Source organism: Streptomyces sp. B21-083, assembly GCF_036898825.1.
In the GTDB taxonomy this organism is placed as follows: domain Bacteria; phylum Actinomycetota; class Actinomycetes; order Streptomycetales; family Streptomycetaceae; genus Streptomyces.
The window spans coordinates 4,520,034-4,533,817 of record NZ_JARUND010000002.1 but is presented as its reverse complement, the minus strand read 5'-3'; the positions used below and the strand labels follow the sequence as shown (position 1 = coordinate 4,533,817).

Genomic DNA, 13,784 nt, shown 5'->3' with positions numbered 1-13,784 from the left:
CCTTCGGAAAGGCAATCGGCAATCTGATGAAAGGCGAAATCGGATGTGATGGTTGCAGTCCGCTCTGACCGGATACTGACGCGGTGCTGATTCGGACCCGATGACCGGCCGACCGCACCGACTCCCCCTGGGAACGGGCAGGTTGGCGCGGACCGTCCCGGTGATTACCTGGTAGGTAATTGACCCCGTTGATCGCCTGGCGACACCCTGGACATGCACTCGGACACGTATCTGCCCAGCCGCGGGCACCGGGTGAAATCCCCATGTGATCCCGATCGGGAGTATGAAGGATGACCACCGAGACCAATCGCAGTCCCGCCACGCCGTCACCTCCCACGCCGACGGGTGGGAGCCCGGCCGCGCCGCACCGGCTGATCCTGCCGACCGTGCTGGCCGGCGTCTTCATCACCACCCTCGACTTCTTCATCGTCAACGTCGCCATTCCCTCGTTGCAGACCGACCTGAAGGCCGGCTCCTCCGCCATCGAATGGGTGGTCGCCGGATTCGGACTGGCCTACGGCGTGGGGCTGATCACCGGCGGGCGGCTGGGCGACCTGTACGGCCGCCGCAAGATGTTCCTGCTGGGCCTGGGGCTCTTCACCGTCGCCTCGCTGCTGTGCGGCGTCGCCCAGTCCGGCGGTTTCCTGATCTTCTCCAGGGTGCTTCAGGGGCTGGCCGCGGCGATGCTCGCGCCCCAGGTGCTGGCCCTGCTGGGCACGCTCTACACCGGCGCCGCCCGCCTGAAGGTGTTCGCGGGCTACGGCCTGGCCATGGGGCTGGCGGCTGTCTTCGGCCAGCTCATCGGCGGTCTGCTGATCGAGGCCGACATCGCCGGCCTGGGCTGGCGCTCCTGCTTCCTGGTGAACCTGCCGCTCGGCCTGCTCATCATGGGCCTGACGCTGAAGGTGGTGCCCGAGTCACGGGCCGAGGGCAGGCCGAAGCTGGACTTCCTCGGGGTCGGCGTGATCACCCTCGCGCTGGTCGCCCTGGTGCTCCCGCTGATCGAGGGCCGCGAGGCCGGCTGGCCGCTCTGGACCTGGCTGTCCTTCGGGGCGTTCGCCGTGCTGATGGCCGCCTTCGTGGTCGTCGAGCGGTCCATCGCCGCGAAGGGGGGTTCCCCGCTGGTGAACATCGCCATGTTCGGTGACCGCGCCTTCGTCGTCGGACTCGGCTGCCAGCTGGTCTTCTGGGTGGGCCAGGCGTCGTTCTTCCTGGTGCTCGCGCTGTACATGCAGGCCGGCCGTGGGCTGACCGCGCTGCAGTCGGGTCTGCTCTTCGCCGCCATCGGCGCCGGCTACATGTACACCTCGATGAACGCCACCAAGTTCGCCGCGAAGCTCGGGCGGCAGGTGCTGGCCACCGGTGCGCTGCTGATGGGCGTGGGCCTGGTGGTCCTCGGCGTCACGGCCGCCCACCTGGGCTCGGGGAACACCGCGTGGCTCATCCCCGGCCTGGTGATCGACGGTGCCGGTATGGGCCTGGCCGTCGCCCCGCTGGCGTCCACGGTGCTCGCCCGGGTCAACCCGCAGTACGCGGGCTCGGCCTCCGGCGTGCTCACCACCGGCCTGCAGATCGGCAACTCGATCGGCGTCGCGGTGATCGGCGTGATCTTCTACAACGCGCTCGGTGAGCGGCCCGACTCCGCGGCCTACGCCCACGCCTTCGACATGGGCATCATCTTCCTTGTCGCGGTCGCGGCCGCACTGGCCCTCCTGGTCCAGGCGCTGCCCCGCACGAATGCCGGCAAGTGATCCACACCGATGACTCCCGGGGCGGCGAACCCCCGCGCGGCCCCGGGTCCCCAGTGAGAGAGAGTGTGTGTACGTGAGTGCGAAGGTACTGCTGGAGCGTTACGTCGCCGTCTGGAACGAGCCCGATGCCGCCGCCCGGCGGGCAGCGATCGCGGCCCTGTGGACGCCGGACGGGCTGCACTGCACCCAGACCCGCCGCTTCCAGGGCACCGAGGGCCTGGTGGCCCGGGTGACCGAGGCGTACGACCAGTTCGTGGGAGGTCAGAAGCTTCGGTTCCGGGCGCTCGGCGAACCGGTCGGGCATCACGACGCGCTGACCTTCAACTGGGCGATGTCACCGAGCGGCGACGACACCGTGCTGGCCATCGGATTCGACGTGGTCCTGCTGGACGGCGAGGGCCGGATCATCGCCGACTACCAGTTCAACGAACCCCCCGTGCCGGACACCGGCCTCGACGCGGAGGCCGAACGGCACCTGGCCCTCGGCGGGTCGGGAACCGAGCGGCTGAGCAAGGAGATCGCCGACCTCTACCTGCCCGGCGCCCGCCTCGTCGACGAGAGCGGCGTGCACGAGGGCGCGGAAAGCATCGCCGCCGCGCTCACGGCCGCCGGGGTGCGGCACCCGGCGGGCAGCGCCTCGGCGCAGCACGACGCCTTCCGGTACCCGTGGCGCACGGACGCGGGCGAGGCCGGCGTGGACTTCCTGCTCCGCGACGAGCAGGGCGCGGTCCGCACGCACTACCGCTTCACCGGGGCCAACCGGCATCCGGAGTGACCTCCCCGGCCCGGGCGACCGCGGGCCGCGAGCGGTGCGCCGGCCGCGCACCGCTCGTGGCCCGCTTCCGCGGTTGTGCCTGACGCCCAGGATGATGCAGGGTGATGAGATGACCGAGGTGCAGGAAAGTCGGCAAGTGTCCCGGCCGGTGGGCGAGTTGATGCGTCGGTGGCGGGAACAGCGGGGCTACAGCCAGCTCGCCCTGGCCGGCCGCGCCGAGATCTCCGCGCGTCACCTCAGCTTCCTGGAGACCGGGCGGTCCAAACCCAGCAGGGACATGGTGCTGCGGCTGGGCCGGCACCTCGACCTGGCGTTGCGCGAGCAGAACCAGCTGCTGCTGGCGGCCGGCTACGCGCCCGCCTACACAGACTCTCCCCTGGACGTTGCCGAGATGCTTCCCGTGCGTGGTGCGCTCCGTCAGATCCTGGCGGGCCACGAACCCTTTCCCGCCCTCGTCGTGGACCGCAACTGGAACATCGTGCTCAGCAACAGCGGCTTCCAGTTCTTCGCCGAGGGCGCCGCGCCAGAACTGCTGCAGCCACCCGTCAACGCGCTCAGGCTGGCCCTGCATCCCGGGGGTATGCAGCCGCGCATCGTCAACTTCCCCGACTGGCGGGCCCAGTTGCTGATGCGCCTGCAGCGGCGCGTCGAGCTGACCGCCGAGCCGGTCCTGGCCCAGCTGTACCAGGAACTGCTCACCTACCCGGGCGGCGGCGAGCCCAGCCGGCCGCCCCGTACCGACCAGGCCGACCTCACCCTTCCGCTGCGACTGCGGTACCTGGACATGGAACTCTCCCTGATCTGCACCATCGCCACCTTCGGCATGCCGCTCGACGTCACCGTCGCCGAACTGGCCGTCGAGGCGTTCCTGCCGACGGACGACCACACCGGCGAGCTCCTCAAGCGCCTGCACACCGCTGCCCCCACCGGGCCGGACCCGGCGGGGGCAGCGTAGGTCACCGCACGGCGCGGTCAGTCCGCCTCCCCCGGCGGCGGCACCACATAGCTCGGCGGGATGTCGAAGTACTGGTGGTCGGAGACGACACGGCCGTCGTCGTCCAGCGTGACGAAGTCGAAGCCGACGGCCTCCAGCGCGCCCGTGGACTCCGACACCATCACCCAGTTGAACCGCAGGGTGTTGTGCTGGCCGCGCGCGTTGTTGCAGGAACGGAAGGTGAGGCCGCCGGTGGCGTACGCGTCGTGGGCGTAACCCACCTGGGTGGCGATGGCCTCGGGGCCGCTCACGACGGCGATGGCGTTGGCGTAGACGCCGTCGGGCGCCCACAGTTCCTCGACGGCCTTGCGACGGGCCGCCGGATCGGTCTCGGTCCAGACCGCGACATAGCGGTCGGCGAACTCGTTGGGACTGGTCACGGTCATACAGGGCTCCTTCGGTACGGATGCTCTCTCGGTGGTGGTGCTGCCGGTGCGGTCAGAAGGCCGGCCGGGCTCCGGCGACCCGGCCGAGCAGCAGCCGGACGAAGTCGGCGGTGATCGACGTCGTCTGTTCGTGGAGGAAGAAGTGACCGCCCTGGAAGAGGCGGTTGCCCAGATACGAATCGGTGCGCGGCACCCAGGACGCCATGGCCTCCGGGTCCACCAGCGGGTCGTTGCCGGCGCTGTAGGTGACCACCGGGCACGGCACCGTCGCGTCGTCGTCCTCGTAGCTGGCGCAGACCTCCAGATCCGCCCGCATCGCGGGCATCATCAGGCTCAGGGCCTCGGCGTCGTCGAGGATGCTCTCCGGCAGCGAACCCAGCCCACGGGCCCAGTCCACGAGTTCGCTCTGCGGCACCTGGAGCTGCTCCAGCGGCGGGGTGCGAAAGCCCTTCGGCGCCCACGCGGAGGCACCCAGCAGCACCGGCGGCAGCTCGCCGCGCTCGTGCAGCTCGACGGTCACCCGGTAGCCGATCAGCGCGCCCATACAGTGGCCGAACACGGCGTACGGGCGGCCGTCCAGTTCTGCGGCGAAGCAGTCGGCCAGCGTCTGGACCAGCGGTTTCACATCGGTGAACATGTCCTCGCCGTACCGTTCCTGACGTCCGGGCAGCTGGACGCACTGGACGGAGACATCGGCGGGAATCCGCGGCGGCCAGTCGTGGAAGACCGACGCTCCGCTCCCCGCGTAGTGCAGCAGGAAGATCCGCGCTCCGGCATCGGGCGCGCTCTCCGGCTGGAACCAGCGGTCCGCGAGGGCGGCGACCGGCTCGGTCATCGTGCTCCTTCGGGTGGTCGGGAGGGACTCCGGCGGCCGACGGCGGCCGGCGCGTGCTACGAGGGCCCGGTCAGCTCGCCGCGGCGTGGCGTCGGCGCAGCTCACGGCGCAGCACCTTGCCGGTGGGGTTGCGCGGCAGGACGTCCAGGAACTCGTAGCTGGTGGGGATCTTGAAATCGGCCAGTCGGCCGCGCAGGAAGAGCATCAGCTCACGACCGCCGGCCGAGCTGCCGGGCACGGTCACCACGCAGGCGTGGACCGTCTCGCCCCAGCGGGCGTCGGGGACGCCCACCACGGCCACGTCGGCGACGGCGGGGTGTGCCCGCAGCGCGTTCTCCACCTCGACCGGGTAGATGTTCTGGCCGGCGACGATGATCGTGTCGTTGATCCGGTCGCACAGGAAGAGGTAGCCGTACTCGTCGAGATAGCCGGCGTCGCCGAGCTTGAGCCAGCCGTCGTCCAGGGTGCGGGCGGTGGCCTCCGGCTGCCGGAAGTACTCGACGAAGTGTGCCGGGGTCCGCACGGTGACCTGACCGATGGCCCCGGCCGGCTGCTCCTCGCCGTCCTCGCCGATGATCCGCACGATGTTGCCGGGGCAGACCCGGCCGGCCGAGGTCAGCCGGGGGTTGCCCAGCACATGGTCGGCCGGGGTCAGACAGGTGACCACGCTGCCGGTCTCGGCCGCGGCGTACATCTGGGCCAGCTCGCAGCCGAACACGGTGAGACAGCGCTCCAGCTGCGACGGCGAGATGGGCGCACCGCCGTAGACCACCTTGCGCAGCGAGGCGAACGCCTCTCCACCCGAGGTGTGCTCCGCCATCATCATGTCGAGCATCGCGGGGGCCGCCCACACGGTGGTGATCCGGTGCTCGGGGATCAGCCGTACGGCCTCGTCGGCGACGAACATCCCCATCACGACGGAGGTGGCACCGACGTTGAAGGCGTGCATGAACCAGGCCATGCCGGCCGAGTGCAGACCGGGGAAGCAGATCAGCGTCCGGTCCTCGGGCCGCCAGTCGATCCAGTCGCAGCCGGCCTGCCGCATGTTCTCGACGAAGGTGAAGAAGGTGCGGTGCGCGAGCACCACGCCCTTGGGCAGACCGCTGGTGCCGCTGGTGTACATCTGCACCATCGGACTCTCCGGCCCGATCTCCACGTCGACGTCGTGGTCCGGGGCGTCGCCCTTCCAGGCGAGGAAGCCCTCGGCCCGGTGGTGGTCGCCGTCGAAGTGGCAGATGTCGCGCGACTGCGGCGGACCGCCGTGGACCTGCTCGACGGCGGGCAGGAACTCGCGCTGCACGAACACCGTGCGGGCGCCGGAGTCGCGCAGGATGTGGTCCACCTCGGCGGCCGTCAGCCGCCAGTTGACGGGTACCAGTACGACGCCGGTCTTGGCGCAGCCCAGGGCCAGGTCGTAGTAGTGCTCGTTCTCCCGCCCCAGGTACGCGACCCGGTCGCCGCGGGTCAGGCCGGCCGCCGTGAGGGCGTGGGAGGTGCGGTTGCTCGCCCGGTGCAGATCGCCGTACGTGGTTTCGCGGCCCTCGCAGATGATCGCCGGGTGATCCGGTTGTCGGGCCGCGTGCAGCGAGGATCGGGCGGCGATGGTGTCCGTGCTCGGTCCGGCCACGGCAGTCTCCTTCTCTGTGTGCCAGGGGCATGGTGTGCGGGGCGGGCGGGACGGGCGGGGCCGCCGCGGTACGGCGACGGCCCCGCCCCTCACTCCTGCCGAAGGAGGCTCCGTCAGGCCGCGGCCGGGTCCGCGAGCTGCTGCTCCAGGAAGGCCACGAGCTGGGCCGGCGACGGGTGGTCGAAGGCCAGCTGGGGCGGCAGCGGCAGCCGCAGCGCCGCCTCCAGCGTGTTCTTCAGCTCCACGGCCACCAGGGAGTCCAGCCCCAGCTGCACGAACTCGGTGTACGGGTCGATGGAGTCCGGGTCGTCCAGGTGGAGCACATCGGCGGTCCTCGCCCGTACGAACTCGTCCAGCGCCGCCAGCCGTTCGGCCTGGGTCTGCTGCCGCAGGGTCTCCAGGTCGAGGGTGAGCGCCTGGCCGCCGCCGGACTGGACGAGCCTCTCGTACAGCGCGTTGCGCACCGGCTTGGCCGTGGTGAACCGGTCCCAGTCCGCCTCGCCGACCACGATCTGGCTCAGCGGGCGGCCCAGCACCGAGGCGAAGGCGCGGGCGCCCCGACCGGGTGAGATGAGCTTGATGCCCTCGTCCTCCCAGCGCCGGATCAGCGCCTCGCCCAGCCGGGCCGACATACCGACCTCGGCCCACGGACCCCAGTTGACCGACAGGGCCGGCAGGTTCCGCGCCCCTCGCCACGTCATCAGCGTGTCCAGGAACGCGTTGGCCGCCGCGTAGTTGGACTGGCCGGGCGCGCCCACCACCGGCGCGGCCGAGGAGAAGCCGACGAAGAACTCCAGCTCCGGGAAGGCCGCTGCGGCCTCGTGCAGCAGCCAGGAGCCGTAGACCTTCGCCTGGAAGACCGTGTCGAGGGTCTGCCAGGTCTGGTCGGCGACCGGCTGGTCGGCGGTGGTGCCCGCCGCGTGGACGATGCCGCCGACGGGTGTGCCGGCGCTGAGAAGACCGGCGGTGATCCGGTCGACGTCCGCCGCGTCGGAGATGTCGCCCCGCAGGACGGTCACCTCCGCCCGCTCCTTGAGCCGCTCCAGCAGCTGCGCCACGTCCGGCGCCGGCCGGGTGCTCCGGCCGACCAGGGCCAGCTTCCGGGCGCCGAGGTCCACCAGCTTCTCCGCCGCGACCAGACCGAGCCCGCCGAGCCCGCCGGTGATCAGGTAGACCCGGTCGGGCCGGATGTCGACCGGGCGCGGCTCGCACGCCGACGGGTCGTCGAACTCGATCACCAGCTTGCCGATGTTGGCGCCGCGGCTGAGCACCCCGAACGCCTCCTCGACCTCGTCCAGGGTGTACGCGGTCACCGGCAGCGGCGGCAGGTCGCCCGCCTCCACGAGATCGACGATCACCTTCATGATCTCCTGGTTGAGCGGGATCAGGCGGTCCTGCGGCAGTTCGCTGAGGTCGAAGTTGTCGTACGAGACGTCCGGCCGCTCCGCCGCGACCCGCTCCGGCGTCCACGCGCCCACCTTGCCCAGCTCGACGAACCGGCCGCCCTGTCCCAGGGACCGCATCCCGGCGGGGATGAAGTCCTTGTTGAGACTGTTGAGCACGATGTCCACACCCCGGCCGCCGGTGATCCGCTCGATGTCGTCGGCGAAGTCCAGCGTGCGGGAGTTCATCACATGCCCGACGCCCTGCTCGCGCAGCAGCGGCCACTTGTGCGGGCTGGCGGTGGCGAAGACCTCCGCCCCGGCCAGCCGGGCCAGCTGGACCGCCGCCTGCCCGACGCCGCCGGCCGCCGCGTGGACGAGCACCCGGTCCCCGGCCTTCATGCCGGCCAGCCGGTGCAGCGCGTAGTAGGCGGTGACGTACACGGAGATCAGCCCGGCCGCCTGGGCGCTGTCCAGCCCGGCGGGCTTGCGCACGGCCGTCGCGGACGGCACGGTCACCCGGCGGCGCATCAGACCGAGGTAGTTGACGATCACCTCGTCGCCGGGCGCGAAGGACGCCTCCGGGCCGGCCGCGACGACCGTACCGGAGCACTCGAAGCCGAGCGGCTGCTCGCCGAACTCCTTCATCATGCCGAGGGCGTTGAGCACGTCCTTGAAGTTGAGGCCGACCGCTGCGACCTGAACCTGGATCTCGTCGCCGGTGGGCGCCACCTCCCCGACCCGCTCCGGCCGGATGCCGGCGAACGTGCCGTACTCCTTGACCGCGAGCCCGAACCCGTTGTCGCGGCGGGCCCTGGCGTCATCGGCGACCAGCCGCCGCACATGCCGGTGGGCGCCCCGGTAGGCGACCTGGAAGTCGCCGTTCTCGCGCGCTGTCAGCTCCGTGAACAGGGCGTCCGGGCCGGAGCCGTCGGCCGGCAGGTCGATCAGTGTGGTCCGGTACGACGGGTACTCGTTGAGCATCACCGCGCCGAAGCCCCACAGCGAGCTGCCGGCGAGCCGCGTCTGGTCCGGGGCGTCCCCCCGTAGGAGCTGGGCCTGCTCGGTGACCAGCCACAGACGCTGGTCGCGACCGAAGCCGTGCCGGTCCAGCACCGCGAGCAGGGCCAGCAACCGGCCGTAGTTCCGTTCCGACTCCGACCGCAGGCCGGCCGCGCTCCCGGTGGCCGCGTCCGACTGCCAGAACCAGCACACGTCGGTGATCGGCTCCTGGGCCAGTACGGCGCCGACCTCGTCGGCGTCGTCCGCGAAGACCGTCCGGCCGCCCGCCTCGGTCAGCCGGGCCGAGGCCTTCCGGAAGGAGTCGGCGGAGCTGCCCACCAGCAGCACCCGGCGGTCCGCGACCCCCTCCGGTCCCGCCGCCGAGCGTTTGGTCCAGCGCAGCTGGTGCAGGAGGCCCCGACGCGGCGCGCCCGGCGCCTCGGCGAGCTGCTTCATGCCGAGGCCGCGCAGCTCCAGGACCGGATCGTCGCCCTCCAGCACCAGCACGTCGGCGCACACGTCCACGTCCGGCGAGTCGGCCGGGACCAGCCGCAGCAGGGTACGCAGCGACTCGGCGCGCGGCTTGCGGAAGAGGGTGAAGCGGCCGAAGCGGACCGGCAGATAGGAGTTGCCGTCGTCGGCGAGGGCCCCGATGTTGTGCATGGCCGCGTCGAGCAGCGCCGGCGGGACGTGCTCCAGCGGACCGGCGGTCACGCCCCGCAGATCGCCGACGGTCAGTCCGCTCGGGTAGCGGGTGACCGAACGCATCAACCGGAACGCGGGGCCGTAGTCGAGGCCGGCGCCCGAGTAGGCGGCGTACACGTCGTCGGCGCGCAGCAGGTCCTCGGGCCGCTCCTCGCCGGCCGTCAGCCCGACCAGCGCGCGGGCCGCCTCGCTGGGGCCTTCCCGGGCCTCGTCCGTGGCCGATAGCACCGCTGTCGCGTGCAGCCGCTCGACCGCGTCCTGGCCGCTGCCGGCCAGACTGGCCACCTCGACGACCGAGGTACCGTCCGCAGCCGTCCGCAGCCGGGTCCGCAGCCGGGTCGGGGCGTCCGCGTCGAGCATCAAAGCCTCGCGCAGCGCGACGTCGCGGACCGCTCGGCGGGTGTGGCCGAACACCGCGTCCTGAAGCGCGAGGGCGATCTCCAGATAGCCGGTGCCGGGGAAGACGACCTTGCCCATCGCCACATGGTCGGCGAGGTAGCCGGGCCGGGCGGCGCTGATCGCGGTGGAGAACTCCCGTACGCCGGCGGCGCGTTGCTCGGCGGTGGTCGTCTCGGCACCGAGGAGCGGGTGCCGCACACCGTCGGTGTCGGCGATCCGGGCGCCCAGGCCGTGCCGGTTGGAGCCGGTCGGCAGCCAGTACCGTTTACGGTCGAAGGCGTAGCCGGGCAGGGCGACGGTGCGGCGCTCGCGGCCGGTGTGGAAGCCGGTCCACGACAGCGCGAAGTTGGCCGTGTACAGCTGTGCCACCGCGTTGCGCACGGTCCGGCCGTCCGTGTCCTTCGGGTGCAGGCTCGCCACCCACAGGTGGTCCTGGGCGGTGACGCACTGCTTGGCCGGAGCGCTCAGGCCGAGCGACGGGCCGATCTCCACCATCGCGTGCCGGCCCCGGCGCTCCACCGTGCGCATGCCCTTGGCGAACTCGACGGGGGCGCCGATGTGCCGCACCCAGTAGTCCGGGGTGGCGATGTCGCGGAACCGGGCGACCTCCCCGGTGACGTTGGAGATCAGCGTCAGTTCCGGCTCGTGGAACTCGATGCCGGCGATCTCCGCGCGGAAGGCGTCGTACACCTCCTCCATCAGGGGGGAGTGGAAGGCGTGCGAGACCGTCAGCCGCTTGACCCGCAGACCGCGCTCGGTGAACGCCTCCACGGCCTCCCGCAGAGACTCCTCGCCGCCGGAGATCACCGTCTGCTCCGGCGAGTTGACGCCTGCCACCGCCAGGTCCTGGAACTTCTCCAGCAGCGGTGCGACGTCCTCCACCGGCGCGCCCACCGCGGCCATACCGCCCGGTGCGGACACCGACTGCATGAGCCGGGCGCGTGCGGCCACCAGCGTGGTCGCGTCCTCCAGGCTGAACAGCCCGGCCACGGCCGCCGCCGTGACCTCACCGATGCTGTGGCCGATCAGTACGTTGGGCCGCAGCCCCCACGACATCCACAGTTCGGCCAGCGCGTACTCCAGTGTGAACAGCGCCGGCTGCGCGTACAGCGTCTGGTTCAGCTCCGCCGCCGCCGGCTCCCCGGTGGCGAACATCAGCTCACGCACCGAGCGGCCCGTCTTCGCCGCGAACAGTTCGTCGCACGCGTCGACCCGGGCGGCGAACACCGGGAACTGCCGGTAGAGGGAGGCACCCATGCCCGGGTACTGCGACCCCTGGCCCGCGAAGAGGAACGCGGTCTTGCGTACGGAGTTGCGGCGGCTCGGCGCTTCGGTGGTCCCGGCGTGCCGGGCCAGCAGCGCGGTCAGCGACTCGTGGTCGGCGACCAGGCCGCCGATCCGGTGGGTGAAGTGGCTGCGGCCGACATGGGCGGTGTAGCACAGATCGCCGAGGTCCAGGTCGGGATGGTCCGCCAGGTGCCGCTGGTAGTGCTCGATCTGCAGGGCGAGCGAACGGCGTGACTTCGCCGACAGGGTGAAGACGTGACCGCCCTCGTCGGCCGGGTCCGCGGTGTCACCCGGCGCAGGCTCGGGCACGGGGAGGGCCGGCGGCGGTTCCTCAAGGACGGCCGCGGCGATACTGCCGGCGAAGCCGAAGCTGTTGACGACAGCGCGTCGGGCGCCCTCGGCCGTCCAGGGGCGGTTCTCGGTCGGTACCGTGACCGGGATGTTCGCCCACGGGATGCGCCCGGAGGGCTTGCTGAAGTTCACATGCGGGAAGATCGTCTCCTCCCGCATCTGCAGAACGGTTTTGATCACCCCCGCGATACCGGCCACCGGCTCCGTGTGACCGATGTTGGTCTTCACCGAGCCGACGGTCACCGGCCGCTCCGCGGTGTGCGAGTCGGCGAAGACATCGCTGATGGCGCCCATCTCGATCGGGTCGCCCAGCGGAGTGCCGGTACCGTGCGCCTCGACGTACTGGATGTCGGACGGGGTCAGACCGCCGTTGCGCAGGGCCGCGCGGATCACGGACTCCTGGGCGGTGCCGTTGGGCACGGTCAGACCGGCGCTCTCCCCGTCCTCACCGATGGCCGTACCGCGGATCAGGGCGAGGATCCGGTCGCCGTCGCGCTGGGCGTCCGACAACCTCTTGAGCACCAGCACGCCACAGCCCTCGGCGCGCACGTATCCGTCGGCGTCCTCGTCGAAGGTCTTGCACCGGCCGTCGGGCGCCAGCATGTTGGCGTGCGAGAACATCACGAAGATGCGCGGATGGTGCAGGCAGTTGACCGCGCCGGCCAGCGCGATGTCGCAGGCTCCGCTGCGCAGGCCCTCCACGGCCAGATGGGTCGCGGTCAGCGACGAGGCGCACGCGGTGTCCACGGTGAGGCTCGGACCGCGCAGCCCGAAGAAGTAGGACAGCCGCCCGGACAGCGGGAACAGGGTGATGCCGGCCGCGAGATGGCCGTCCAGTTCCTCGTAGGGCAGGCCCTCCATCTCCAGCGCGTAGTCGATGGAGCTGGCGCCGACATAGACGCCGCCGTTGCTGTGCCGCAGGGTGGCGGGGTTGATGTTGGCCTGCTCCAGCGCCTGCCAGGCCGTCTCCAGCAGCAGCCGCTGCTGGGGGTCGACGAACGCGGCCTCCTTGGGCGAGATGTTGAAGAACTGCGCGTCGAACTGGTCTATCCGGTCCAGGAAGCCGGCGCCCGTCGTCCTGACCTTGCCCCGCTCCGGCTCGGCGTCGGGGGAGCCCTCGGCCTCCTTCGGACGCGGAGACAGCGCGGCTACGTCCCAGCGGTCCTCGGGCACGGGGCGGATGCCGTTGCCGCCCGCCTTCAGGAACTCGGTGAAGTCCTCGGGCGACTCGTTACCGCCCGGCAGGCGAAAACCCATGCCGACCAGTGCGATGGGCTCGTTGTGCTGGTCGACGGTCGTCACCGCGCCGGGCCCGCCGTTCTCGGACGCCGTAGTGCTCGACGTTTTCGACATTACGGTCTTCCCTCTTCTCTGTAGCCCACAGCGGTCACGGTATGAGGTCGGTGAGAACCTCGTCCGCCAGGTATTCGACCAGCTTCTCGATGGTCGGGCTGTTGAACAGCACATTCGTGCTCAGAACGCATCCGAGCACTTTCTCCAGTCGAGATTTCACCTCCATGATGCGCAGTGAGGTGAAACCCAGGGAGAAATAGCTCTGATCGGTGGGGAACATTTCGTCGCCGCCCATGAGAAGGACGTCCTTGAACTCGGCGACGACGATGCTCTCAAGGAATTCCGACCGCTCGGACCGGGGAAGCGAGGACAGTTGCTCCACCGCCGGGGCCTGTTCGCTCATCGCATGCTCCGTAGTGCGTCCAGGAAAAGGAGTGGGGGAATACTGGGGCTGATGGAAGCAGTCCGCGCTGACGCCTCCCTGACCGGGTGCTGATGCCGCCCGGGCGCACACGCACGGCAGGGCCGGGTGGGTCGGAACCCCAGCCGCCCGGGAATTCCGGCCCACCCGGCCCTGCCGGTAGAGCGTGTCACTGCGCGGAGAGGGCAGGATTCGAACCTGCGTGGACCCCGAAGGATCCGACCGTTTGCATGGTCCCCGATAAGCCGCTCCGGGCACCTCTCCTGGTGTGTTGCCGTGCGCGGAGAGGGCAGGATTCGAACCTGCGTGGACCCCGAGGGATCCGACCGTTTGTGTGGTCCCCGATAAGCCGCTCCGGGCACCTCTCCTGGTGTGTTTGCCGTGCGCGGAGAGGGCAGGATTCGAACCTGCGTGGACCCCGAGGGATCCGACCGTTTGCGTGGTCCCCGATAAGCCGCTCCGGGCACCTCTCCCTGTGTTCGTTCCGGTTTCCCGTCCCGCTCACAAGAAATACTGTGCCAGCCTCCGCTGACGCTGCGCTGACATCGGCCTGACATGGTTTTTCGGCCCTCATTC

Annotated in this window: 8 protein-coding genes and 3 tRNA genes; 3 read left to right on the top strand and 8 right to left on the bottom strand. The window is 70.8% G+C overall.

Going from position 1 to position 13,784, the window contains the following annotated elements:
- Positions 1-290: 290 nt before the first annotated feature.
- The 3 genes from QA861_RS44430 (at position 291) to QA861_RS44420 (ending at position 3,481) form a co-directional block, all read left to right on the top strand.
- On the top strand, positions 291-1,751 hold the full coding sequence (locus tag QA861_RS44430) for an MFS transporter (protein WP_334594626.1): 1,461 nt from the start codon (positions 291-293) through the stop codon (positions 1,749-1,751).
- Positions 1,752-1,824: 73 nt separating this feature from the next.
- Positions 1,825-2,526, top strand: a complete 702-nt coding sequence (locus QA861_RS44425; RefSeq protein ID WP_334594625.1) for a hypothetical protein — start codon at positions 1,825-1,827, stop codon at positions 2,524-2,526.
- 109 nt (positions 2,527-2,635) lie between these two features.
- The gene (locus tag QA861_RS44420) at positions 2,636-3,481 is read left to right on the top strand and encodes a helix-turn-helix domain-containing protein (RefSeq protein WP_334594624.1); all 846 of its coding nucleotides are present in this window, start codon (positions 2,636-2,638) and stop codon (positions 3,479-3,481) included.
- Positions 3,482-3,498: 17 nt separating this feature from the next.
- Here QA861_RS44420 and QA861_RS44415 read toward each other — a convergent pair whose 3' ends face one another.
- The 8 genes from QA861_RS44415 to QA861_RS44380 all read right to left on the bottom strand — a co-directional run bounded on the left by QA861_RS44415 (position 3,499) and on the right by QA861_RS44380 (position 13,681).
- The gene (locus QA861_RS44415) at positions 3,499-3,906 is read right to left on the bottom strand and encodes a nuclear transport factor 2 family protein (protein ID WP_334594623.1); all 408 of its coding nucleotides are present in this window, start codon (positions 3,904-3,906) and stop codon (positions 3,499-3,501) included.
- 52 nt (positions 3,907-3,958) lie between these two features.
- On the bottom strand, positions 3,959-4,741 hold the full coding sequence (locus tag QA861_RS44410) for a thioesterase II family protein (protein WP_334594622.1): 783 nt from the start codon (positions 4,739-4,741) through the stop codon (positions 3,959-3,961).
- A 70-nt stretch (positions 4,742-4,811) separates the two neighbouring features.
- Positions 4,812-6,368, bottom strand: a complete 1,557-nt coding sequence (locus QA861_RS44405) for a long-chain-fatty-acid--CoA ligase (RefSeq protein WP_334594621.1) — start codon at positions 6,366-6,368, stop codon at positions 4,812-4,814.
- Positions 6,369-6,481: 113 nt separating this feature from the next.
- On the bottom strand, positions 6,482-12,847 hold the full coding sequence (locus QA861_RS44400) for a type I polyketide synthase (protein ID WP_334594620.1): 6,366 nt from the start codon (positions 12,845-12,847) through the stop codon (positions 6,482-6,484).
- A 34-nt stretch (positions 12,848-12,881) separates the two neighbouring features.
- Positions 12,882-13,190, bottom strand: coding sequence for an acyl carrier protein (locus QA861_RS44395; protein WP_334594619.1), 309 nt, complete (start codon positions 13,188-13,190; stop codon positions 12,882-12,884).
- A gap of 195 nt (positions 13,191-13,385) precedes the next feature.
- Positions 13,386-13,472 (bottom strand) — tRNA-OTHER (locus QA861_RS44390).
- Positions 13,473-13,489: 17 nt separating this feature from the next.
- A tRNA-OTHER gene (locus QA861_RS44385) sits at positions 13,490-13,576 on the bottom strand.
- Between the two features lie 18 nt (positions 13,577-13,594).
- Positions 13,595-13,681, bottom strand: a tRNA-OTHER gene (locus tag QA861_RS44380).
- Positions 13,682-13,784: the final 103 nt, after the last annotated feature.

What these genes read in the sequence shown, in the direction of transcription:
- QA861_RS44400 (WP_334594620.1), bottom strand. Translation starts at nt 12,847, where the DNA reads ATGTCGAAAACGTCGAGCACTACGGCGTCCGAGAACGGCGGGCCCGGC.
- QA861_RS44430 (WP_334594626.1), top strand. Translation starts at nt 291, where the DNA reads ATGACCACCGAGACCAATCGCAGTCCCGCCACGCCGTCACCTCCCACG.
- QA861_RS44410 (WP_334594622.1), bottom strand. Translation starts at nt 4,741, where the DNA reads ATGACCGAGCCGGTCGCCGCCCTCGCGGACCGCTGGTTCCAGCCGGAG.
- QA861_RS44420 (WP_334594624.1), top strand. Translation starts at nt 2,636, where the DNA reads ATGACCGAGGTGCAGGAAAGTCGGCAAGTGTCCCGGCCGGTGGGCGAG.
- QA861_RS44395 (WP_334594619.1), bottom strand. Translation starts at nt 13,190, where the DNA reads ATGAGCGAACAGGCCCCGGCGGTGGAGCAACTGTCCTCGCTTCCCCGG.
- QA861_RS44415 (WP_334594623.1), bottom strand. Translation starts at nt 3,906, where the DNA reads ATGACCGTGACCAGTCCCAACGAGTTCGCCGACCGCTATGTCGCGGTC.